Source organism: Streptomyces sp. NPDC042102 (genome assembly GCF_055582305.1).
The window spans coordinates 457,400-479,864 of the sequence record NZ_JBVJDL010000002.1 but is presented as its reverse complement, the minus strand read 5'-3'; the positions used below and the strand labels follow the sequence as shown (position 1 = coordinate 479,864).

The window sequence follows — 22,465 nt, the reverse complement described above, 5'->3', positions numbered from 1 at the left end:
CGGACGGCGCGGCAGCGTGCTCGGGCAGACGAACCGACCAGGGCAGCGGCAGCGGCAGCGGAAGCGGAAGCGGAGGCGACGGGATGACGGTCCCCGGACGCAGGAGCAGCACGTTCATCCAACTGCTGCGCAGCGGTTTCACCGACCCCTCCGCCGCGGCCCGGCTCCTCGACGCCGACGCACTGGCCCCCGTCCGCACCGACCCCGTGCTCCTGGACGCCTTCGGCGCCACCGCCGACCCCGACCAGGCCCTGCGCGCCCTCGTACGGCTGGCCGAGGCCCAGGACGACGAGGCGCGCCCCACCCTGCTGTCCACCCTCGTCAGCGCCAAGCCGCTGCGCGACCGGCTGCTCGGCGTCCTCGGCGCCTCCGAGGCCCTCGGCGACCACCTCGCCCGGCACCCGCGGGACTGGCACGCCCTGGTCACCTACGAGGCCGCCGACCTCCACCCCGGGCTCGCCGAGTTCGAGGCCGGCCTCGCCGACGCCCACGACCCCGTCTCGCTGCGCGTCGCCTACCGCCGCTGCCTGCTCTCCATCGCCGCCCGCGACGTCTGCGGCACCACCGACGTCGCCCAGACCGCCGCCGAGCTCGCCGACCTCGCCACCGCCACCCTGCGCGCCGCCCTGCGCATCGCGAGCGCCGCCGCCCCCGAGGACGCCGCCGCCTGCCGGCTCGCCGTCATCGCCATGGGCAAGTGCGGCGGCAACGAGCTCAATTACGTCTCCGACGTCGACGTCATCTTCGTCGGCGACGCGGCCGCCGGCACCGACGAGGGCAAGGCCCTCCAGGCCGCCACCCGCCTCGCCTCCCACCTCATGCGGATCTGCTCCGAGACCACCGTCGAGGGCACCATCTGGCCCGTCGACGCCAACCTGCGCCCCGAGGGCCGCAACGGCCCGCTCGTGCGCACGCTCGCCTCCCACATGGCCTACTACCAGCGCTGGGCCAAGACCTGGGAGTTCCAGGCCCTCCTCAAGGCCCGCGCCGTCGCCGGCGACCCCGACCTCGGCGCCCAGTACATCGAGGCCATAACGCCGCTGGTCTGGCAGGCCGCCGAACGCGAGAACTTCGTCGCCGACGTGCAGAAGATGCGCCGCCGCGTCGTCGACAACATCCCCGCCGCCCAGGTCGACCGCGAGCTCAAGCTCGGCCCCGGCGGCCTGCGCGACGTCGAGTTCGCCGTCCAGCTCCTCCAGCTCGTCCACGGCCGCGGCGACCACACCCTGCACTCCGGCACCACCCTCGACGCCCTGCAGGCCCTCGCCGCCGGCGGCTACGTCGGCCGCACCGACGCCGCCCAGCTCGGCGACGCGTACCGGTTCCTGCGCGCCATGGAACACCGCATCCAGCTCCACCGGCTGCGCCGCACCCACCTCGTCCCCGAGGACGAGGCCGACCTGCGGCGCCTGGGCCGCTCCATGGGCCTGCGCACCGAACCCGTCGCCGAGCTCAACAAGGCCTGGCGCCGGCACGCCTCCGTCGTACGCCGCCTGCACGAGAAGCTCTTCTACCGGCCGCTGCTCGACGCCGTCGCCCAGCTCACGCCCGGCGAGACCCGGCTCTCCCCGCGCGCCGCCGGCCAGCGCCTGGAGGCCCTCGGGTACGCCGACCCGGCCGCCGCCCTGCGCCACCTCGAAGCCCTCGCCTCCGGCGTCACCCGCAAGGCCGCCATCCAGCGCACCCTGCTGCCCGTCCTGCTCGGCTGGTTCGCCGACTCGGCCGACCCCGACGCCGGCCTGCTGAACTTCCGCAAGGTCTCCGACGCCCTCGGCAAGACCCCCTGGTACCTGCGGCTGCTGCGCGACGAGGGCGCGGCCGCCGAGAACCTCGCCCGCGTCCTGTCCGCCGGCCGCCTGGCCCCCGACCTGCTCATGCGCGCCCCCGAGGCCGTCGCCCTCCTCGGCGACCCCGAAGGGCTCCTCCCGCGCGGCCACGAGGCCCTCGAACAGGAGGTCCTCGCCGCCGTCGGCCGCGCCGAGACCCCCGAGATCGCCGTCGCCGCCGCCCGCGGGGTGCGCCGCCGCGAGCTGTTCCGCACCACCGCCGCCGACATCATCGGCTCGTACGGCACGGAGGACAGCCCGGCCGAGGAGGACCACGGAGCCCTCGTCGACCGCGTCGGCGGCGCCGTCACCGACCTCACCGCGGCCACCGTCGCGGGCGCCCTGCGCGCCGCCGTCCGGTCCCACTTCGGCGACATCCTGCCCACCCGCTTCGCCGTCATCGGCATGGGCCGCTTCGGCGGCAACGAACTGGGCTACGGCTCCGACGCCGACGTCCTCTTCGTCCACGAGCCCCGCGAGGGCGTCGACGAACAGGAGGCCGCCAAGGCCGCCCAGACCGTCATCGCCGAGATGCGCCGGCTGCTCCAGCTGCCCACCGCCGACCCGCCGCTGCTCATCGACGCCGACCTGCGCCCCGAGGGCCGCTCCGGCCCGCTGGTCCGTACGCTCTCCTCCTACGCCGCCTACTACCGCCGCTGGTCGCTGGTCTGGGAGAGCCAGGCCCTGCTGCGCGCCCAGCCCGTCGCGGGCGACGCCGACCTCGGCGCCCGCTTCATCGAGCTGATCGACCCGCTGCGCTACCCCATGGAGGGGCTCGGCGAGGACGCCGTCCGCGAGATCCGCCGGCTCAAGGCCCGGATGGAGTCCGAACGCCTGCCCCGCGGCGCCGACCCCACCCTGCACACCAAGCTCGGCCGCGGCGGCCTGAGCGACGTGGAGTGGACGGTCCAGCTGCTCCAGCTGCGGCACGCCTGGGCGGAACCGGGCCTGCGCACCACCCGCACCCGTCCGGCCCTGGCCGCCGCGCGGGCGGCCGGGCTGATCCCCACCGAGGAGGCGCAGATCCTGGACGAGGCCTGGGTCCTGGCCACCCGGGTGCGCAACGCGGTCATGCTGGTCCGCGGCCGGGCCGGGGACACCTTCCCCTCCGACGCCCGCGAACTGGCCGCGGTCGGCCGCTACCTCGGCTACGGCCCCGGCCGGGGCGGCGAGATGCTCGACGACTACCGCCGCATCACGCGCCGGGCCCGAGCGGTGGTGGACGAACTCTTCTACGGCGCTTAGGGCCCATCCGGCCCATCCGGCCGATCCGGTCCTGATCCGCCGGGCAGGCCCTAAGCGCGCAGCGTACGGAACCGGTTCAGCAGGGCCTCGGCGGCCGGGTGGCGGTCCTCGGCGCGGGGGTGGCGGGGGAGGTGGTGGGGGAGGGTGCCGTACCAGGTGCGGGAGACGGCGTAGCCGAACGCGAGGCAGAGCAGGCCGCCGACCGCGTCGAGCCAGAAGTGGTTGGCGGTGGCCACGATGACCACCAGGGTGGCCGCCGGGTAGAGCAGGCCCAGGATCCGGGCCCAGGGTGCCGAGGCGACGGCGAAGATCGTCAGCCCGCACCAGAGCGACCACCCTATGTGCATCGAGGGCATGGCGGCGTACTGGTTCGACATGTGCTTGAGGTTGCCCGAGGCCATCGAGCCCCAGGTGTGATGGACCAGCACGGTGTCGATGAAGTCCTGCCCGTTCATCAACCGGGGCGGCGCGAGCGGGTACAGGTAGTAGCCGACCAGGGCCACGCCGGTGGTGGCGAACAGCACCATGCGGGTGGCGGCGTACCGGCCCGGATGGAACCGGTAGATCCACACCAGGACGCCGATCGTCACGATGAAGTGGAGCGTGGCGTAGTAGTAGTTCATGCCGACGATCAGCCACGTCACGGAATTGACGGCGTGGTTGACGGTCAGCTCCACGGCGATGCCGAGGCGGCCCTCGATCTCCCAGATCCAGTCGGCGTTCGCCAGGGCGGCCGCCTTCTGCTCGGGCACGGCGTTGCGGATGAGGGAGTACGTCCAGTAGCTGATCGCGATCAGCAGGACCTCGAACCAGATCCGGGGCCGGCGCGGGGCGCGCATCCGGTCGAGCAGGGTGCGCCTGGACTCCGGACGGGGCTCGGTCCCGGTCACGATGGGTGACGAGACGTCCGTCCTGGTTTCCAGTGTCTTCACGCTCGCTTCACCCATGGGGAGAGAGTCTGCCAGATGCCTCCGCGCACCCGATCATCCCTCGGTACGGTCTTCGCCCCCCGGGCGTCCACCGCAGGAACGACACCGGCCCGGCAGGGTCGTCCCGCAGGTGGGGCGGGGGCGGGACGGGGGTGCTACCGGCGCGCGGGACCGGAGGCCGTCGAGCCGCGGACGACGAGTTCGGGGAGGAAGACGAACTCGCTGTGCGGGGCCGGCGTACCCCCGATCTCCTCCAGCAGCGTGCGCACCGCGGCCTGGCCCATGGCCTGGACGGGCTGGCGGATGGTGGTCAGCGGCGGGTCCGTGAACGCTATGAGGGGGGAGTCGTCGAAGCCGACCACCGAGACGTCCTGGGGGACGCGCAGGTCCTGTTGGCGTGCGGCGCGGATCGCGCCCAGGGCCATCATGTCGCTCGCGCACACCACGGCGGTGCAGCCGCGCGCGATGAGCGCGGCGGCGGCGGCCTGGCCGCCCTCCAGGGAGTAGAGGGAGTGCTGGATCAGCTCGTCGGTCTCGGCCTCGGCCAGGCCCAGCCGTTCGCGCATGGCGGCGCGGAAGCCCTCGATCTTGCGGAGCACGGGGACGAACCGCTTCGGGCCGAGCGCGAGCCCGATCCGGGTGTGGCCCAGCGCCGTGAGGTGCGTCACGGCCAGGTGCATGGCGGCGCGGTCGTCGGGGGAGACGAAGGGGGCCTGCACCTTGTCGGAGAAGCCGTTGATGAGGACGTGCGGGACGCCCTGGGCGCGCAGCTGGTCGTAGCGCGTGGTGTCGGCGGTGGTGTCGGCGTGCAGCCCGGACACGTAGATGATGCCGGAGACCCCGCGGTCGACGAGCATCTCGGTCAGCTCGTCCTCGGTGGAGCCGCCGGGCGTCTGCGTGGCCAGCACGGGGGTGTACCCCTGCCGGGTCAGCGCCTGGCCGATGACCTGGGCGAGCGCCGGGAAGATGGGGTTGTCGAGTTCGGGGGTTATCAGGCCGACGAGTCCGGCGCTGCGCTGGCGCAGGCGCACCGGGCGCTCGTAGCCGAGGACGTCGAGGGCGGCCAGCACGGATTCACGGGTGCCCGCGGCCACACCGGGCTTGCCGTTGAGCACGCGGCTGACTGTGGCTTCGCTGACCCCCGCCTGGGCTGCGATGTCGGCTAGCCGTGCGGTCACGGGATTGGACTGTACCGGTCGCACGTCACATTGCCCACCAGGTGCACGAATCGGGGGGAAGCAGGACGGTGCGGCCGTCGGTCTCGACGGGCGCGCTGGAGAGTACGGGGCGGCCGGGCGCGGGCAGTTCGACCCGGTCGGAGGTGGTGTTGACGGTGCACGCGAATCCGGGCCGAGAGAAGAGCAGCACCCCCTCGGGCGCCGCCAGCCACTCGATCCCGGTGGGCCGCCCCCCGATCCCCAGTGCTTCCACCCGCAGCTCCCGGGCTTCCGCCCCGGCCCCGTGGGCTTGCGCCCCGATCCCGGGGGCTGCCGCCCCGGCGCGCGGGACCTGCGCCCCGATCCCGGAGATCCCGGCCCCGGTCTCCGGGGTCCGGCCCGCGCTGGTGTCGCCCTCCCGGGGCTCCGCCCCGAGCCTCGGGGCCAGGGTCCCGGGCTCCAGGGGCGCCAGCCCGGCGGAACTGCCCGGACCCCCGGCCGTCCCGGTTCCGGCGGGGTCCGCCGCGTGTGTCCGGGCCGGGACCGCGGGGGCGTCCGGGCGCGCGGCGGCCGCGCCGGCCGGGGCGGGGATGCGCCCGGCGGCCGCTGCGTCGGGGCGGCCCGCCTCCGGGGCGCCGAGGCCGGGCATTGCGCGGCGCAGTTCGAGGGCCGCCCGGTAGAGCTCCAGCGTGGAGTGCGGGTCGCCGGTCTGCGCGGCGACGCTGAAGGCGCCCCACCCGTCGGGCTGCGGCAGCCAGCTGCCCCCGGGCCCGAAGCCGTACGGCGGCTCGGCGCCCGACCACGGGATCGGCACCCGGCACCCGTCCCGCAACCCGTCCTGCCCCGCGGCCTCGCCGGCCCCGGCCGCCCCCGGGGCCGCTCCGTCCCCGGCACCCCCGCCACCCGCGCCCCCGGACCCCCGGCGGAACGCCGGGTCGCGGCGGGCGGTCGGGGGGAGGTCGCAGACCTCGGGGAGGCCCAGTTCCTCGCCCTGGTAGAGGTACGCCGAGCCGGGGAGGGCCAGCATCAGCAGGGCCGCCGCGCGGGCGCGGGCCAGGCCACGGGGGCCGCCGCCGTAGCGGGTGCGGTGGCGCACCACGTCGTGGTTGGACAGCACCCACGTGGTCGGCGCCCCCACGGACGCCGTCGCCGCCAGGGACTCGTCGATCACCGTCCGCATGGCCACCGCGTCCCACGGGCACTCCAGGAAGCGGAAGTTGAACGCCTGGTGCAGCTCGTCGGGGCGGACGTACAGCGCGAGCCGGTCCGAGGACGGCGCCCACGCCTCCGCGACCCCGATGCGCGGGCCCTCGTACGAGTCCAGCAGGCGCCGCCAGGCGCGGTGGATCTCGTGCACCCCGTCCTGGTCGAAGAAGGGGAGCGGCTGCGTGCCGATCAGGGTGGCCTGGGCCCCGCGCCCGATGTCCGGCAGGCCCGGCGCCTTGACCATGCCGTGCGCGACGTCGATCCGGAAGCCGTCCACGCCCAGGTCCAGCCAGAAGCGCAGGACGGAGGCGAACTCCTCCCGTACCTCCTCGTGCTCCCAGTTCAGGTCCGGCTGCTCGGGCGCGAACAGGTGCAGGTACCAGTCGCCGTCCGCGACCCGCGTCCAGGCCGGCCCCCCGAAGACCGACTCCCAGTCGTTGGGCGGCAGCGAGCCGTCCGCCCCCCGCCCGGGGCGGAAGTGGTAGCGCTCGCGCCGGGCGGGGTCGGCCAGGGCCTCCTGGAACCACACGTGCCGGTCGGAGGTGTGGTTGGGCACCACGTCGACGATCACCCGCAGGCCCAGCTCGTGCGCCGCCCGGACCAGGTCGTCGGCGTCCGAGAGGGTGCCGAAGAGCGGGTCCACCGCCCGGTAGTCGGCGACGTCGTAGCCGCCGTCCGCCTGCGGGGAGACGTAGAAGGGGGTGAGCCAGACCGCGTCCACCCCCAGCCGGGCCAGGTGCGGCAGGCGCGAGCGCACCCCGCGCAGGTCGCCGATCCCGTCCCCGTCGCTGTCGGCGAAGGAGCGGACGTACACCTGGTAGATGACGGCATCGCGCCACCAGCCGCCCGTACCGCCCTCCGCGCCAGCAGCCCCGCCGGCACCGCTTGCGGTCGGGTTGCTGGAAGAGCTTGCAAGGCGGGAGGCGGTGAGCTCATGGGTCATACCGGGGTCAACGCGACGACCCGACCCCTGGTTGCGGGCCCGTTCACTCGAAGACCATTCGAACTAACAGCAAGCTGCGGCAACCGTCCGGACACGCAGATGTAACGATCCCCTCCGCTTGCAGAAAATTGCCGCAAGGTCTTTCGGATGGCTTTCAGCCTTGTTACGTTCTCGGCAACTCGGGACCGCGAGGGAGCGGCCGGGATCATCGAAGGAGTTCATATGCGGCGTGGCATAGCGGCCACCGCGCTGGTCGCGGCCCTGGCGCTCGCGGCGACGGCTTGCAGCGGTGACAAGAACGACGGCGGCACCGACACCGGCGCCGGCGGCGAACTCTCCGGCACGGTCACCTGGTGGGACACCTCCAACGACGCGGAGAAGGCCACCTTCCAGAAGATCGCCGAAAGCTTCACGGCCAAGCACCCCAAGGTCACCGTCAAGTACGTCAACGTCCCGTACGGCGACGCCCAGAACAAGGTCAAGAACGCCTTCAGCAGCGGCGCCGACGCCCCCGACGTGATCCGCGCCGACGTCGGCTGGGTCGCCGACTTCGCCTCCCTCGGCTACCTGGACAAGGTCCCGGCCGACACCGCCAAGCAGGTCGACACGGAGTTCCTGCCCAAGGCGGCGGCCAGCGGCAAGTTCGACGGCCAGATGTACGCCGTCCCGCAGGTGATCGACTCCCTCGGTCTCTTCTACAACAAGAAGATGCTGGCCGACGCCGGCGTGCAGCCGCCGACCACCTTCGAGGAGGTCAAGACGGCGGCCGCCAAGATCAAGGAGAAGACCGGCAAGAGCGGTCTGTACCTGCGCGGCGACGACTCCTACTGGTTCCTGCCGCTGATCTACGGCGAGGGCGGCGACCTCGTCGACGCCAAGACCAAGACGGTCACCGTCGACAACGAGGCCGGCGTCAAGGCCTTCAAGGCCGCCCGTGACCTGGTCTCCTCCGGTGCCGCCGTCACCAACGCCACCGACGGCTACACCAACATGCAGAACGCCTTCAAGACCGGCCAGGTCGCCATGATGATCAACGGCCCGTGGGCGATCAAGGACACCTACGAGGGTGACCAGTTCAAGGACAAGGCCAACCTCGGCATCGCCGCGGTCCCGGCCGGCTCCGCCCGCGCCGGTGGCCCGCAGGGCGGCCACGACCTCGCCGTCTACGCCGGCTCGAAGAACCGCGCCGCCGCGCACGCCTTCACCGCGTACATGACCTCGCAGGAGGTGCAGGTCCAGGCCGCCAAGGAGCTCAGCCTCCTGCCGACCCGCACCGCCGCCTACGAGCAGAGCGACGTCAAGGCCAACGAGATGGTCCAGTTCTTCAAGCCGGCCGTCGACAAGGCCGTCGAGCGCGCCTGGATCCCGGAGAACGGCGCCCTCTTCGACCCGCTGAAGGTCGAGTACACCAAGGCGGTCACCGGCGCCTCCAGCCCGGAGGACGCGGCCAAGGCGGCCGGCACCGAGTTCCGCAAGATCCTCAAGGGCTGGAAGTAAGGACGACGATGGCTGTCCACACCAGCCGGTCGGTGGCGAAGGCCGCGGGTGACGATGTCGCCCGCGGCCGGAGCCGCCGTGGCCTCAAGCACGCGCTCGCCACCCACTGGTACGCCTGGGCGATGATCGCCCCCGTCGTGCTCGTCCTCGGTGTGATCATCGGATGGCCGCTGGTGCGCGGCGTCTACCTGTCGTTGACCGACGCCAACGAGCGCAACGTCGCCCGGACGATCGGCGCCAACACCATCGAGGCGTCGTACGAGTTCGTCGGGCTCGGCAACTACGCGGACGTGCTCGGCGACCCGGTCTTCTGGCAGCGGCTGGTGTGGACGGTGATCTGGACCGTCGTGTGCGTGTCCGTCACCTTCGCGCTCGGACTGGCCCTCGCGAACATGCTCAACCGGAACTTCCGGGGCCGCGGCTTCTACCGGATGGCGCTCATCCTGCCCTGGGCCGTCCCCGGCTTCGTCTCCGTCTTCGCCTGGCGGTTCCTCTTCAACCGCGACAACGGCATCCTCAACAAGCTCCTCGACGGCGGCGGCATCGCGGCGATCCCGTGGCTCGACGACCCGACCTGGGCCAAGCTCTCGGTCATCACCGTCAACGTGTGGCTGGGCGTGCCCTTCATGATGGTCGCCCTGCTGGGCGGCCTGCAGTCCATCCCCGGCGAGCTGTACGAGGCCGCCGAGATGGACGGCGCCAGCGCCTGGCAGCGCTTCCGGCACATCACCCTGCCGGGGCTGCGCGCGGTGAGCATGACGGTGATCCTGCTCTCCACCATCTGGACGTTCAACATGTTCCCGGTGATCTTCCTGCTCACCCGGGGCGGACCGGGCGACTCCACCGAGATCCTGGTGACCCAGGCCTTCCGCGAGGCCTTCATCTCCAGCCCGCGCGACTTCGCCGGCTCCGCGACCTGGGGCGTGCTGATCCTCGCCCTCCTCATGATCTTCGCGCTGGTCTACCGGCGTTCGCTGCGCAAGCAGGGAGAGGTGTGGTGACGATGACCACCGCCGAGACCACCACGCAGACCCCCGCCGCGGCCGCCGCGCCCGCCAAGGCCGTACGGCGGCGCGGGGAGCGCTCCCCGCTGGCCTCCTTCGGCCTGCACGCGACCCTCGCCGTCGCCGCCGTCATCGCCGTCTTCCCGGTGCTGTGGGTGCTGCTGACCTCGCTCAAGCCCGCCGGGCAGGCCGTCAGCACGGACTTCGTGAAGGACCCGACCCTGGAGAACTACCGGTACCTGGTGGAGTCGACCTCCTTCTTCACCTGGTTCGGCAACTCCGTGCTGGTCGCCGGCGTCACCACCGTCCTCGGCGTCTTCATCGCGGCCACCACCGGGTACGCCGTCAGCCGCTTCAAGTTCCCCGGCATGCGCCCGCTGATGTGGACCTTGCTGGTGACCCAGATGTTCCCGATGGCCATCCTCATCGTCCCGCTCTACAACCTGATGGGACAGCTGGGGCTGCTCAACCAGCCGCTCGGCCTGATCATCACGTACCTCACCATCGCGGTGCCGTTCTGCGCCTGGATGATGAAGGGCTTCTTCGACACCATCCCGGTGGAGATCGACGAGTCCGGCCGCGTGGACGGGCTCAACCCCTTCGGCACCTTCTGGCGGCTCATCCTGCCGCTGGCCCGCCCGGGCCTGGCCGTCACCGCCTTCTACTCCTTCATCACCGCCTGGGGCGAGGTCGCCTACGCCTCCGCCTTCATGGTCGGTGAAGAGAACCTGACGCTGGCCGGCGGCCTGCAGACCTTCGTCACCCAGTACACCGCCAACTGGGGCCCGATGACGGCCGCGTCGGTCCTCATCGCGATCCCCGCGGCCATCTTCTTCGTCTTCGCCCAGCGCCACCTCGTCGCCGGGATGACGGCGGGCGCGACCAAGGGCTGACCACCCCGTTGCACAGGCGCCCCGCCCTCCGTACGACCGGCCCGACCTCTCCAAGGACGACATGACCCAGCACCTCGCCGAGACCTCCTCCGCCCCGACCGGGACCCAGCCGGGGGGCTGGTGGAGAGACGCGGTGATCTACCAGGTCTATCCGCGCAGCTTCGCCGACTCCAACGGTGACGGCATGGGCGACCTCGAAGGCATACGGAGCCGGCTGCCCTACCTCAAGGAACTGGGCGTCGACGCCGTCTGGCTCAGCCCGTTCTACGCCTCCCCGCAGGCCGACGCCGGCTACGACGTCGCCGACTACCGGGCCATCGACCCCATGTTCGGCACCCTGCACGACGCCGACGCGGTGATCCGCGAGGCCCACGCGCTGGGCCTGCGGATCATCGTGGACCTCGTCCCCAACCACTGCTCCGACCAGCACGAATGGTTCAAGCAGGCGCTGCGCGAGGGCCCCGGCACGCCGCTGCGCGAGCGCTTCCACTTCCGCCCGGGCCGGGGCGCGGACGGCGCCCTGCCGCCCAACGACTGGGAGTCCATCTTCGGCGGCCCGGCCTGGACGCGGAGCGAGAACCCCGACGGCACCCCGGGCGAGTGGTACCTGCACCTCTTCGCCCCCGAGCAGCCGGACTTCAACTGGGAGCACCCGGCCGTCCACGACGAGTTCCGCTCCATCCTGCGGTTCTGGCTGGACCTGGGCACCGACGGCTTCCGCATCGACGTCGCGCACGGCCTGGTCAAGGCCCCGGGCCTGCCCGACCTCGGCCGCGACGAGCAGCTGAAGCTGCTGGGCAACCAGGTGCTGCCGTTCTTCGACCAGGACGGGGTCCACGAGATCTACCGCTCCTGGCGCAAGGTCCTCGACGAGTACGACGGCGACCGCATCGGCGTCGCCGAGGCCTGGACGCCCAGCGCCGACCGCACCGCGCTGTACCTGCGCCCCGACGAGCTGCACCAGGCGTTCAACTTCCACTACCTGGGCACCGGCTGGGACGCGGCCGACCTGCGCGCCTCCATCGACGACTCGCTCGACGCCATGCGCCCCGTCGGCGCCCCCACCACCTGGGTGCTGTCCAACCACGACGTGGTCCGCCACCGCACCCGCTTCGGCGACAGCCTGGACCGGGCGCGCGCGGCGGGCCTGCTGATGCTGGCGCTGCCCGGATCGGCGTACGTCTACCAGGGCGAGGAGCTGGGCCTGCCGGAGGTCACCGACCTGCCGGACGAGGTGCGCCAGGACCCGTCCTTCTTCAAGGAGAACGGCCAGGACGGCCTGCGCGACGGCTGCCGGGTCCCGATCCCGTGGTCGGGCACCCAGGCGCCGTACGGCTTCGGCACCGGCGGCAGCTGGCTGCCGCAGCCGCAGGAGTGGGCGTCCCTGAGCGTCGAGGCGCAGAGCGGCGACCCGTCCTCCACGCTGGAGCTCTACCGCGCCGCCCTGCGGCTGCGGCGGGCCCACCCGGCGCTGGGCGCGGGCGACGCGGTGCAGTGGCTCGACGCCCCCGAGGGCGTCCTCGCCTTCCGCCGGGGGGACTTCGTCTGCACGGCCAACACCACGCAGCGGCCGGTACGGATGCCCGCGCAGGGCGAGCTGCTGCTGGCCAGCGGTCCGCTCGCGGCCGCGGGCGAGCTGCCGGCGGACACCACGGTGTGGTGGCAGGTGACGTCGGGGTGACCTCCCCCCTCCGGCTGACGGACATCGCCGCGCAGGCCCAGGTCAGCGAGGCGACCGTCAGCCGTGTCCTCAACGGCAAGGCGGGCGTGGCGGCCGGCACCCGGCACAAGGTGCTGGCCGCGCTCGACGTGCTGGGCTACGAGCGGCCCGTACGGCTGCGCAGACGCAGCAACGGCCTGGTGGGGCTGATCATCCCCGAGCTGACCAACCCGATCTTCCCCGCCTTCGCCCAGGTCATCGAGCAGGCGCTGGCGGGGCACGGGTACACGCCGGTGCTGTGCACGCAGACGCCGGGCGGGGCCACCGAGGACGAGCTGGTGGAGCAGCTGGAGGAGCGGGGCGTCACCGGCATCGTCTTCCTGTCCGGCCTGCACGCCGACTCGGCCGCGGACCCCGCCCGCTACCAGCGGCTGGCGGCACGGGGCCTGCCGTTCGTCCTGATCAACGGCTTCAACGAGCACGTCAACGCGCCGTTCGTCTCCCCGGACGACCGGGCGGCGGCCCGCATGGCGGTCCGCCACCTCGCCGACCTCGGACACGAGCGGATCGGCCTGGCGATCGGCCCGACCCGGTACGTGCCCTCGGCCCGCAAGGCGGAGGGCTTCCGCTCGGCGCTGGCCGAACTGGGCACGCCGGACGCCGAACCGTACATCCAGCGCACCCTGTTCACGGTCGAGGGCGGCCACGCGGCGGGGGGCGCGCTGCTGGACCGGGGCGTGACGGGCATCGTCTGCGGCAGCGACCCGATGGCGCTCGGCGCGATACGGGCGGCGCGGGAACGGGGGCTGCGGGTGCCGCAGGACGTGTCGGTCGTCGGCTTCGACGACTCGCCGCTGATCGCGTTCACGGACCCGCCGCTGACGACGGTCCGCCAGCCGGTGCGCCCGATGGCGACGGCGGCCGTCGGAGCCCTGCTGGAGGCGGTCTCGGGCACGCCGGTCCAGCGCACGGAGTTCGTCTTCCAGCCGGAACTGGTGGTCCGGGGCTCGACGTCCCAGGCCCCGTCGGCCCCCTGACGGCAGGCCCTACCCCCGCTGCCCGGCGGCGTACCCGACGAAGCCGGACCAGGCGGCGGGGGTGAGGGCGAGGTGGGCACGCGCCGGCCGCTTGGAGTCACGGACGAGGACCCTGTCGGGGGCCCTCCCCACCTCCACGCAGTCGTTGCTGTCGCTGGGGCTGTAGCTGCTCTTGGCCCACGCCACTTCGACGCAGTCGTTGCTGCTGCCCGGGCTGTAGCTGCTCTTGAACCACTTCAGCGCGGTGAAGTCTCCGTGGGACGGTTCGATGCTCATGTCTCCCCCAGCGCTTTCTCGATGAAGGCCAGCGACTCTCGTGGGTTGAGAGCCTGCGACCGCAGGATCCCATACCGCAGTTCCAGAAGCTGGATGCTTTTGGGCTCCGTGATCAGACGAGTCGACAGCTGGCCTTCGACGTAGCTGATCGCGGAGCCGTCTGCAAGCTTCAGGACGTCGATCTGCCCGGCCATCCCGGCGTGGTCCTCGCAGTCCGTCGGCATCACCTGGACCTCGACGTTACGCATTCTGCCGACGTCGAGCAGACGTTCCAACTGTCCGCGCAGTACTTCTCGACCTCCTATAGGCCGCTCCAGCAACACCTGCTCCAGCACGAACGTGATCGTGGGCGAGGGCTGCCGGTGGAGGACCTCTTGCCGGGCCATGCGCCCTGCCACGTAGCGCTCGACCTCGTCCGGGGTGAACGCCGGTCGCCGCATCTCGTACAGCGCCCGTGCGTACGCCTCGGTCTGGAGCAGGCCGTGCATGTTGTGGTTCCCGTAGGCGTTGAGCTCAACCGCGCTCGACTCCCACTTGGCCAGATCCCTGACCTGCTTGGGGTACCGGGCCTTCTGCACGTCCACCTTCATCGCCGAGATTTTCCCCCCGGCTCCGAGAATCTCATCCGCCTTGTCCAGATACTCTGGGCGGGGAATGCGGGTTCCACGCTCGATCTTGTAGATCAGTTCAGCGCTGTATCCCATCCGCGTAGCGAACCGCGGCCGGTCGAATCCGCCTGCCTCCCGCCACATTTTCAACTGGCGTCCGACCGTGGCGATCACCGCCCCGGATTCATCCTCAGGATCGAGTTCCCAGCTCGACTCGTCCGTGCTGTCCGTACTCACTTCCACCTCCGCATGGGGACCGGCGGGACAGGGCGAGGCCGCCCTGGACAAGGGCCGTACACAGGGCCCCGGGCTCTTTTCAGGTTACGCATGGATGGCGACGCTGAGTGACGTGAATCAGGAAATCTCCTTCGACGCCACGCTGCCCGCCACTCCGCGCGGCGCCCGCCTCGCCCGAGAGCTGGCCGTGGCCCAACTGGCCAGGCAAGAGCTCCCGTTCGCCGATGCCGCACAGATCGTCGCGGAGCTCGCCGCCAATGCTGTGTCACATGGGAAAGTACGCGGCCGAGGCTTTCGCCTCGCGCTGGCGACGCGTTCCGGCCCTACGCTCCGTATCGAGGTGACCGATACCCGGTCCGACGCCCTGCCGCCCGAAAGTGCCGGAATCCCCGCCCTGGAGGGGGAATCGGGTCGAGGCCTGTTCCTCGTCTCGGTCCTGGCCTCGCGGTGGGGAACGGACAAGGGGCTTCCGCCCCTCAAAACCGTGTGGGCGGAAATCGACCTGCCATGTCCCATTTCACCGGATCGAGGTTTCCGCGACCCGGTCGGCCGCGTCTCGGTCGGGCACGACGCATAAGGACTAAATAACCGGGGGAAATGACCTTACCAACCTCCCCCCTCCCCTCCGTCACTCGCTCGGGTGAAAAGGGGGAACCGGGCTGGCGCAAAAGCCAATTGAGGGTGCAGTCTCGATTCCGACAACACCCCAGACATGCGAACGGCCCTCGTACGGGACTGGCATCCCGAGCGAGGGCCTCGCCGCAGAGGAAGCAAGACCTTCCCTATGGCTGACCAGCACCTTAGCGCGCCCAGGCGCGCCGCGTACGGCATCCGGCACAACAACCGTGTCCTGCGTTGCCGATACGTCAAGATCAGCAACCTGCTCGCCCAGCACCGCGAGCTGAGCATCACCGCGATCGGGCTCTCGACGCACATCCAGTCGCTGCCAGCCGGTACGAAGGTGACGATCAAGTCGCTGGCCGAGCGGTTCCCGGAGGGCGAGGTGCGGATCGCCGCCGCGCTGCGGGAGTTGGAGGAGCACGGCTACCTGGCCCGCTACTCGGAGCGGACGGCGGCGGGCACGGTCGTCAGCCACGTCGTGTCCTACAACGTTCCTGCGGCCATGGCCCCCACCGAGGACGACGACCCGACCCCGCCGGAGCCGCCCGCTCCGGACCCCGCGCCCGAGCCCGCCGAAGAGGCAGTGACGGAGGCGGAACCACCCGAGCCCGCTGCCCCTGCCACCCCCGAAACGCTCGACGCCGCAAGGGGCGTACTGACCCGGCTCCGGCTGAGGGATCCGCGGCTGCTGCTCTCGGAGCGGGACGTGCACCGGCTCGCACCCGCCATGGCGGCCTGGCTGGAGCGGGGGATCAGGCCCTCCGTCATCGGCAGCGCGCTGGCCGGGAACCTGCCCGTAGCCCCCATCCGCGCGCCCGCCGCCCTGGTGGCGTACCGGCTGCGGGAGATGATCCCGGCCCGGCTCGCCCCGCCACCGGTGCCGGAGGCGCCGCCGCCGGGGGACCGGGTGATTCACCCGTTCGTGAACTGCGAGGACTGCGGACGCGCCTTCCGCGCCCCACGCCCCGGCCACTGCCGCGACTGCACCCCGGGTGACTCGGCCGTGGCGTGAGGGGCGTAGGGCATCGAGCAGGCCGGGTCGGGACGCCCCGGTGGTCAGGGCGTCAGATGACCGGGGGGCGGCCCAGCCTGGTCATCCGCCATACCGTCCGCCACCGCATGGGCCGCCTGGGCGGGCACGGCACTCGTACGCCTTCGAAGAAGCCGGCCCACCAGGCGGCAAGGCCGGACAGCGGGGGTCGCTGCGCGATCGTGTACGCCGCCCAGGTGGCGAGGTAGATCGGGAGCAGGACGGCGGGCAGGTGCCGTTTGGCCAGCCAGACGCGGTTGCGGCCGGTGTTGCGGTAGTAGACCGCGTGCCGGGAGGCCTCGGTGCGGGGGTGTTGCAGGATCATGTCGGCCCGGTAGTCGATGTCCCAGCCGGCGTCGAGTGCCCGCCAGGCGAAGTCCGTTTCCTCGTGGGCGTAGAAGAAGGGGGCGGGGAAGTCGCCGACCTGGTCGATCACGGTCATGCGGATGGCGTGGCCGCCGCCGAGGAACGTGGTCACCGGCCCGGAGACCATGGGGTTCTTGCCGCCCAGGCGGGGGACGTGTCGGCGCTGGCTCGCCCCGGTCTCGTCCGCGATGCGGAAGCCGGCGATGCCCAGGCGGGGTCTGCCGGCGAACGCTTCCTGGATCAGCCGGAAGGTGTCGGTGCGGGGGAGCAGGCCGTCGTCGTCCAGGACCACGACGATGTCGGCGCCGCCCCGTTCGCGGAGCCACCGCACGCCGGCGTTGCGGCCGCCGGGGATCCCCAGGTTCTCCGGGAGTTCCACCCCGTCCACGCCGTCCGGGAGGGGCGGGAGCTTGACGCCCTGGCCGAGGACGACGACGGTCGCCGGATCGCCTTCCTGAGCGGTCACCGAGGCCAGCAGGGCCCCCAGTTCCGCGGGCCGGTCGCCCATGGTCAGGACCACAACCCCGATCTTCGGCATGTCCGTTGCCCGTTCCTTTCACGCCTGGTTGTTGAGCAGATCGGTGGCGCGCTGGTTCAGGCTCGCCGCGTCGGTCACACCGCGGCGGCGGTACCGGGCTGCCACCGCCTGGATCTCTCGTACCGCCTGCCGGTTGCGGTCGGAGACCACGCCGCCCATGAAGTCCAGGGACCGGGCCCACAGGCGTACGGCTTCCTCGTGCCGGTGCTGTCCGGCCACCGACCGCCCCAGGTTGGCCAGGGTCAGCCCGTGCTTGAGCTGGTACGTGCCTGGCGTACGGCCCGCCAGGGCTCGCCGGTAGTGCCGTTCGGCCGCCGCGTGGTCCTTCATCGCGGTCAGGGTCTTGCCCATGTGCGAGGCGACGGTGGCCGCCACCGGCCCGGAGGCGGCGGCGTAGTCGGGGACCGGGTCCCGGGTGTCCGTCACAGCGTCCTCGGCGGCCAGCAGCGCCCGCGCCGCCCTGGCGTTCTGCCCGCCGGCCCCGTACGCCCGGGCGCACGTCACCAGCAGCAGGGCCTCGGTCTGCCGGTCGACTTTCCCCGCTGCCCTGCCCAGGGCCGCTTCGGCGAGCTCGGGACATGAGCCGGGGTGGCCCAGGTCAAGGGCTTGATGGGTCAGGGCCCGCATCATCCACGCGGCATGGCCGTTCGGGTCGGCCTCACACGCGAGCTGGTAGCCCAGCAGGTAGTACCGCTGGGCGGCGCCCTCCCGGCCGAGGTCGTGGTGTTTCCAGCCGACCAGGCAGGCCAGCTGGGCCGCCGCCCCGAACGCCTCGGAGCGGACCGTGGCGGACGGGAACCGGGCGGTCAGCATCGGTGCGACGGTGTCGGTCAGGTAGGCGGTGACGGTGGTCAGGCCGTGACCGCCGCCCAGCCGCTCGTCCGCGCTGCGGAACGTCTCGGTCAACTGCCGGACGGTCGTCACCTCGGCCGGGCCGACGCTGCCGCCGGTCTCGGAGGCCTGGAGCGTGGCGGCGACCGCTTCGTGGTCGTAGGCCAGCGGCAGGCCGACGGCGGCGGCGGTGAACGCGGCGCCGAGGAAGTCGCGGCGACGTTGCATGACGGACCTCCCGAGATCGGCGATGGCGGCCAGTGGATCGGCTTCCATGGCCCCGCCGCCTTCGCAGCCTAGACCGATCTCGGCGACCGTCACCCGCCGCTTGGTCCGTCTCGTCAGGGCCTCGGCGATGTAGAACGGCGTCTGGCCGGACGGTGTCCCCCCGGCGACCCAGTAGGCGACGGCCGACGGCCCGGTGCTCAATCGCCGGCCGGCCTCGGCAGCCACGGAGCGGATCTCCCTGGCCAGCGCGTAGTACGTGGCCCCGGACTCGGCGATCACGTCCGCTAACGCGCTGTTCGGCGTCCGGTCCCCTGCCAACGTCGGCCCCCTTGCACATGGTCTTGAACGGGTTGAACGGCTTTCCCTCTTCCCCACCGTACTCAGCTGCGGCCCGGGCGAGTTCACTGTTCATCAGGCCGCCCGGGGCCGCTCCAGCGCTCCTTCCGAGGGAGCCCACCCCTGCCCCGGGCGGTCCCTGCCGGGGGGCGGGGAGGCGGTCCCGGGCAGGCCCGGTCGCAGCCTCCCCGCCACCCTTCCCCTCCCGCCGAGTCCGAGGAGAACCGCCGTGCCGCTGCCCGACGCCGACCTGTCTTGCGCCCTCTCCGGTTCGACCGTGGTGGTCACCGGGGGCGGAGGCCTGGTCGGCTCCCGCATCACCGCCCGCCTTCGCGCGGCCGGGGCCCGCGTGATCGCCGTGGGCAAGCTCGACGCGTACCCCGCCACCGTCTACGCCGACCTGTTCGGCGTGCACACCACCGACCGGGACACCATCGTGGGCGACATCGCCGACGCGATGCTGATGGACCATGTCGTCCGGGAAGCCGATTACGTCGTCCATGCCGCCGCCGTCGCCGACGTGGCCGCCTGCACCCGCAACCCCATGGCCGCGATCCAGACCAACGTCACCGGCACACAGGTCCTCCTGGACGCGGTCCGCCGCTGCAACACCCGCGTACGCCGGTTCGTCTTCGTCTCCTCCGCGGCCGTCTACGGCAACGGCGACCCCAAGCGCCACGACGTGCAGACCTGGCACGAGGACCAGCCCCTGGCCCCGCTGTCGGTCTACGCCAACACGAAGGCGTGGGGGGAGGCGCAGACCGCGCTCGTGCTGGGCAAGGCCGACGTCTCCCACACCGCGGTCCGCTATTTCTCCGTCTACGGCGAGCCCCAGACCGTCAAGGAGGGCTCGCACTCCTGGGTGGTCGCCTGGATGGCGATGCGCGCGAAGCTCGGCCTGCCGATGCACCTGAACGGCGGCGGCCGACAGGTCCGCGACTTCGTCCACGTCGAAGACATCGCCGAAGCCACCATCCGCGCCATGCTCGCCCCCGGCGCCGACCGGCAGACCCTCAACATCGGCACCGGCCAGGCCACGTCCATCGCCGACGTGGCCCACCTCATCCGCAACCACTACCCCGACGCCGAGTTCCAGGACCGGCCGCTGCCCGAAGGCGACCCGCTCGGCGGGACGGCCGGCACGGCCCGTATGGCCGCCGCCCTGGAGTGGGAACCCCGGATCACGGTGGCCGAAGGCGTGGCCCGCTACGTCGCATGGCTCGACAACACCCCCGCCGCCCTGCCCGACTTCCTGCGCCGCGAGGCCGTCGAAGCCGCCTGACCTGACCCGTCCACCCCCGCCACGACGACGACCAGGAGCAAGCCAGGTGCCCGAGTTCATCCGTATCGGTGACTACGTGCGCAGCCCCGCAGCGTCCGGCCTGGACGCCACCGGCTACATGAAGATCAGCGAGTTCGAGCTGTCCGACTTCCTCACCCGCTGGGACAGCCTCCACGACGACGCCCTCCAGGTGATGCCCGAGCGGATCCACCCCACCGCCCAGATCCACCCCACCGCGATCATCGGCGAAGACGTCATCATCGGCCCCGGCGTCCGCGTCCACGAGTTCTCGACCGTCCGCAAACGCTCCGTCCTCGCCGCCGGAGTCTCGGTCGGCTTCGGATGCGAAGTCACACACTCCTTCATCGGCGAGAACTCCGTCCTCGGCCACCAGGTCGGCGCCGGCCACTCCATCATCGGGACCGACGCCCACCTGTCCGCCAACCTCGTCATCGCGGCGATCAGCCTGTGGAACTTCGACATGCGCGTACCCGTCAGGGAGATCGTCCTGCACGGCCCCGGCGATGAACCGCCCTACCGGTGCGCGACGTCCCGGTTCGGGGGCCTGATCGGCGACCACGTCCAGACCGGCAGCATGATCACCCTCGGCCCCGGCATCGCCGTGGGCCGACACTCGGCCATCGCGGCCGGCGTCTGCATGGGCAGCACCATCGTCCCCGCCGGCGGCGTCGCGCGATCTTCCTCACCCGAGGTGGTCATCGAACACCGCTGCATCTGACCGCTCCCGGGTAGCGGGTGGACCGCATCCGGCGGCCGGTCGACCGGTTTCGGGCAGGAACGGGTACAGGCCGCACAACACCGTCCGGAAACAATTCTGCAATCTCTTGCGCAAGGTCTTGCAACACCTTGGGGTGCGCCCCTACGGTCGCCACAATCCCCACCTCTCCGCCAGGAGGAGCCCCCCATGCGACCCACCCGCCCCGCCCGTCGCAGTGCCAGAGCCCTGGTCGCGACCGCGACCCTCGTCGCCGCGACCGTGTCCGCCACCGCGACGGCCACCGGGCCCGCCCTCGCGGTCCCGCCGGGCGAGAAGGACGTCACCGCCGTCCTCTTCGAGTGGCGCTTCGACTCCGTCGCCAAGGCGTGCACCGACACCCTCGGGCCCGCCGGGTACGGGTACGTCCAGGTGTCCCCGCCCCAGGAGCACATCCAGGGCGGCCAGTGGTGGACCTCGTACCAGCCCGTCAGCTACAAGATCGCCGGGCGGCTCGGTGACCGCACCGCGTTCACGAACATGGTCAACGCCTGCCACTCCGCCGGGGTGAAGGTCGTCGTCGACTCCGTCATCAATCACATGGCCGCCGGCGACGGGGTCGGGACCGGCGGGTCCTCGTACACGAAGTACGGCTACCCCGGTATCTACTCCGGCGCCGACATGGACGACTGCCGGGCCGAGATCTCCAACTACCGGGACAGGGGCAACGTCCAGAACTGCGAGCTCGTCCAGCTCGCCGACCTCGACACCGGCGAGGAGTACGTGCGCGGGCGCATCGCCGGGTACCTCAACGACCTGCTGTCGCTGGGCGTGGACGGCTTCCGGATCGACGCCGCCAAGCACATGCCGGCCGCCGACCTCGCGAACATCAAGTCCCGCCTGACCAAGCCCGACGCCTACTGGAAGCAGGAGGCCATCCACGGGGCCGGGGAGGCCGTGGACCCTTCCGAATACCTCGGCAGCGGTGACGTGCAGGAGTTCCGGTACGCACGCGACCTCAAGCGGGTCTTCGAGGGCGAGAACCTCGCCTACCTGAAGAACTTCGGGGAGGGCTGGGGGCACATGGCTTCGGGTAAGGCCGGTGTGTTCGTCGACAACCACGACACCGAGCGCGTCGGCGACACCCTCAGCTACAAGTCCGGCTCCGCCTACACCCTCGCCGGCGTCTTCATGCTCGCCTGGCCCTACGGTTCGCCCGACGTCCACTCGGGTTACGAGTGGACCGACAAGGACGCGGGCCCGCCCAATGGCGGTGCGGTGAATGCCTGTTACGCCGACGGGTGGAAGTGCCAGCACGCCTGGCGCGAGATCTCCTCGATGGTGGCCTTCCGGAACGTGGCCCGCGGTCAGGGCGTCACGAACTGGTGGGACAACGGCGCCGACCAGATCGCCTTCGGGCGCGGCACCAAGGCGTACGTCGCGATCAACCACGAGGGCGCGGCCCTCACCCGTACCTTCCAGACCTCCCTGCCCGCCGGGGACTACTGCGACGTGCAGAGCGGGCGCACCGTCGGCGTGAACGGCTCCGGCCAGTTCACCGCCACCGTCGCCCCCGGCACCGCCCTCGCCCTGCACGCGGGCGCCCGCTCCTGCGGCACCCCGCCGCCGGCCGGTACCGGTGCCGCCTTCGGGGTGAACGCCACCACCGTGCCCGGCCAGAACGTCCACGTCACCGGCGACCACGCCGCGCTCGGCGGCTGGAACACCGGTGCCGCCCTCAAGCTGGACCCGGCCGCCTACCCGGTCTGGAAGCTCGACGTGAACCTGCCGGCCGGTACGGCGTTCCAGTACAAGTACGTCCGCAAGGACGCCGCCGGCAACGTCACCTGGGAGAGCGGCGCCAACCGCACCGCCACCGTGCCCGCGAACGGCCGGGTCACCCTGACCGACACCTGGCGCAACTGACCGCGCCCCCCTGACGAGGGCCGCCGCCGGGCACCCAAGAACCCGCCACCGCCCGGCTGCGGCCCTTTTTCCTG

General features: G+C 72.0%; 18 protein-coding genes. 11 read left to right on the top strand and 7 right to left on the bottom strand.

Annotated features, from left to right (window positions below):
* Positions 1–83: 83 nt before the first annotated feature.
* Positions 84–3,071, top strand: a complete 2,988-nt coding sequence (locus tag ACZ6KO_RS10190) for a bifunctional [glutamine synthetase] adenylyltransferase/[glutamine synthetase]-adenylyl-L-tyrosine phosphorylase (RefSeq protein ID WP_469302563.1) — start codon at positions 84–86, stop codon at positions 3,069–3,071.
* 50 nt (positions 3,072–3,121) lie between these two features.
* Here the strand turns inward: ACZ6KO_RS10190 and ACZ6KO_RS10185 are convergent, their stop codons facing one another.
* The 3 genes from ACZ6KO_RS10185 to ACZ6KO_RS10175 all read right to left on the bottom strand — a co-directional run bounded on the left by ACZ6KO_RS10185 (position 3,122) and on the right by ACZ6KO_RS10175 (position 7,306).
* The gene (locus ACZ6KO_RS10185) at positions 3,122–4,018 is read right to left on the bottom strand and encodes a phosphatase PAP2 family protein (protein WP_469302561.1); all 897 of its coding nucleotides are present in this window, start codon (positions 4,016–4,018) and stop codon (positions 3,122–3,124) included.
* Positions 4,019–4,155: 137 nt separating this feature from the next.
* Entirely contained in the window at positions 4,156–5,178 is a 1,023-nt protein-coding gene (locus tag ACZ6KO_RS10180; protein ID WP_469302559.1) for a LacI family DNA-binding transcriptional regulator, read from the bottom strand.
* A 25-nt stretch (positions 5,179–5,203) separates the two neighbouring features.
* Positions 5,204–7,306, bottom strand: a complete 2,103-nt coding sequence (locus tag ACZ6KO_RS10175) for a glycoside hydrolase family 13 protein (protein WP_469302556.1) — start codon at positions 7,304–7,306, stop codon at positions 5,204–5,206.
* Between the two features lie 222 nt (positions 7,307–7,528).
* Here ACZ6KO_RS10175 and ACZ6KO_RS10170 point away from each other — a divergent pair, with 222 nt between their 5' ends.
* From ACZ6KO_RS10170 to ACZ6KO_RS10150, 5 genes are all read left to right on the top strand, one after another.
* Positions 7,529–8,803 (top strand): extracellular solute-binding protein, encoded by a 1,275-nt coding sequence (locus tag ACZ6KO_RS10170; protein ID WP_469302553.1) that lies wholly within the window; start codon positions 7,529–7,531, stop codon positions 8,801–8,803.
* 8 nt (positions 8,804–8,811) lie between these two features.
* Positions 8,812–9,804, top strand: coding sequence for a carbohydrate ABC transporter permease (locus ACZ6KO_RS10165; RefSeq protein WP_469302550.1), 993 nt, complete (start codon positions 8,812–8,814; stop codon positions 9,802–9,804).
* A 2-nt stretch (positions 9,805–9,806) separates the two neighbouring features.
* Positions 9,807–10,700 carry a sugar ABC transporter permease gene (locus ACZ6KO_RS10160; protein ID WP_469303833.1) on the top strand — a complete coding sequence of 298 codons (894 nt, stop codon included), beginning with the start codon at positions 9,807–9,809 and terminating at the stop codon, positions 10,698–10,700.
* A gap of 61 nt (positions 10,701–10,761) precedes the next feature.
* On the top strand, positions 10,762–12,381 hold the full coding sequence (locus ACZ6KO_RS10155; RefSeq protein ID WP_469302548.1) for a glycoside hydrolase family 13 protein: 1,620 nt from the start codon (positions 10,762–10,764) through the stop codon (positions 12,379–12,381).
* On the top strand, positions 12,378–13,397 hold the full coding sequence (locus ACZ6KO_RS10150) for a LacI family DNA-binding transcriptional regulator (protein ID WP_469302546.1): 1,020 nt from the start codon (positions 12,378–12,380) through the stop codon (positions 13,395–13,397). Before ACZ6KO_RS10155 ends, ACZ6KO_RS10150 begins: the two co-directional genes overlap by 4 nt.
* Positions 13,398–13,406: 9 nt before the next feature.
* On the opposite strand, the gene ACZ6KO_RS10145 is transcribed toward ACZ6KO_RS10150, so the two are convergent.
* Both ACZ6KO_RS10145 and ACZ6KO_RS10140 read right to left on the bottom strand, forming a co-directional pair.
* Complete coding sequence (locus ACZ6KO_RS10145; RefSeq protein ID WP_469302544.1) at positions 13,407–13,673, bottom strand: DUF397 domain-containing protein; 267 nt, start codon at positions 13,671–13,673, stop codon at positions 13,407–13,409.
* Positions 13,670–14,518, bottom strand: coding sequence for a helix-turn-helix domain-containing protein (locus ACZ6KO_RS10140; protein WP_469302542.1), 849 nt, complete (start codon positions 14,516–14,518; stop codon positions 13,670–13,672). Before ACZ6KO_RS10140 ends, ACZ6KO_RS10145 begins: the two co-directional genes overlap by 4 nt.
* A gap of 94 nt (positions 14,519–14,612) precedes the next feature.
* On the opposite strand from ACZ6KO_RS10140, the gene ACZ6KO_RS10135 reads away from it, so the two are divergent.
* Together ACZ6KO_RS10135 and ACZ6KO_RS10130 are read left to right on the top strand one after the other, a co-directional pair.
* On the top strand, positions 14,613–15,095 hold the full coding sequence (locus tag ACZ6KO_RS10135; protein WP_469302540.1) for an ATP-binding protein: 483 nt from the start codon (positions 14,613–14,615) through the stop codon (positions 15,093–15,095).
* A 207-nt stretch (positions 15,096–15,302) separates the two neighbouring features.
* Complete coding sequence (locus ACZ6KO_RS10130; protein WP_469302538.1) at positions 15,303–16,151, top strand: helix-turn-helix domain-containing protein; 849 nt, start codon at positions 15,303–15,305, stop codon at positions 16,149–16,151.
* A gap of 52 nt (positions 16,152–16,203) precedes the next feature.
* Here ACZ6KO_RS10130 and ACZ6KO_RS10125 read toward each other — a convergent pair whose 3' ends face one another.
* Positions 16,204–17,073, bottom strand: a complete 870-nt coding sequence (locus ACZ6KO_RS10125; protein WP_469302536.1) for a glycosyltransferase family 2 protein — start codon at positions 17,071–17,073, stop codon at positions 16,204–16,206.
* A gap of 18 nt (positions 17,074–17,091) precedes the next feature.
* Complete coding sequence (locus tag ACZ6KO_RS10120; RefSeq protein WP_469302533.1) at positions 17,092–18,450, bottom strand: tetratricopeptide repeat protein; 1,359 nt, start codon at positions 18,448–18,450, stop codon at positions 17,092–17,094.
* A 247-nt stretch (positions 18,451–18,697) separates the two neighbouring features.
* Between ACZ6KO_RS10120 and ACZ6KO_RS10115 the strand changes: the two genes are divergently transcribed.
* The 3 genes from ACZ6KO_RS10115 to ACZ6KO_RS10105 all read left to right on the top strand — a co-directional run bounded on the left by ACZ6KO_RS10115 (position 18,698) and on the right by ACZ6KO_RS10105 (position 22,391).
* The gene (locus tag ACZ6KO_RS10115; protein ID WP_469302531.1) at positions 18,698–19,750 is read left to right on the top strand and encodes an NAD-dependent epimerase/dehydratase family protein; all 1,053 of its coding nucleotides are present in this window, start codon (positions 18,698–18,700) and stop codon (positions 19,748–19,750) included.
* A 46-nt stretch (positions 19,751–19,796) separates the two neighbouring features.
* Positions 19,797–20,489, top strand: a complete 693-nt coding sequence (locus tag ACZ6KO_RS10110; protein ID WP_469302528.1) for an LbetaH domain-containing protein — start codon at positions 19,797–19,799, stop codon at positions 20,487–20,489.
* A 186-nt stretch (positions 20,490–20,675) separates the two neighbouring features.
* Complete coding sequence (locus ACZ6KO_RS10105; protein WP_469302526.1) at positions 20,676–22,391, top strand: carbohydrate-binding module family 20 domain-containing protein; 1,716 nt, start codon at positions 20,676–20,678, stop codon at positions 22,389–22,391.
* The last annotated feature ends 74 nt before the right edge of the window (positions 22,392–22,465 follow it).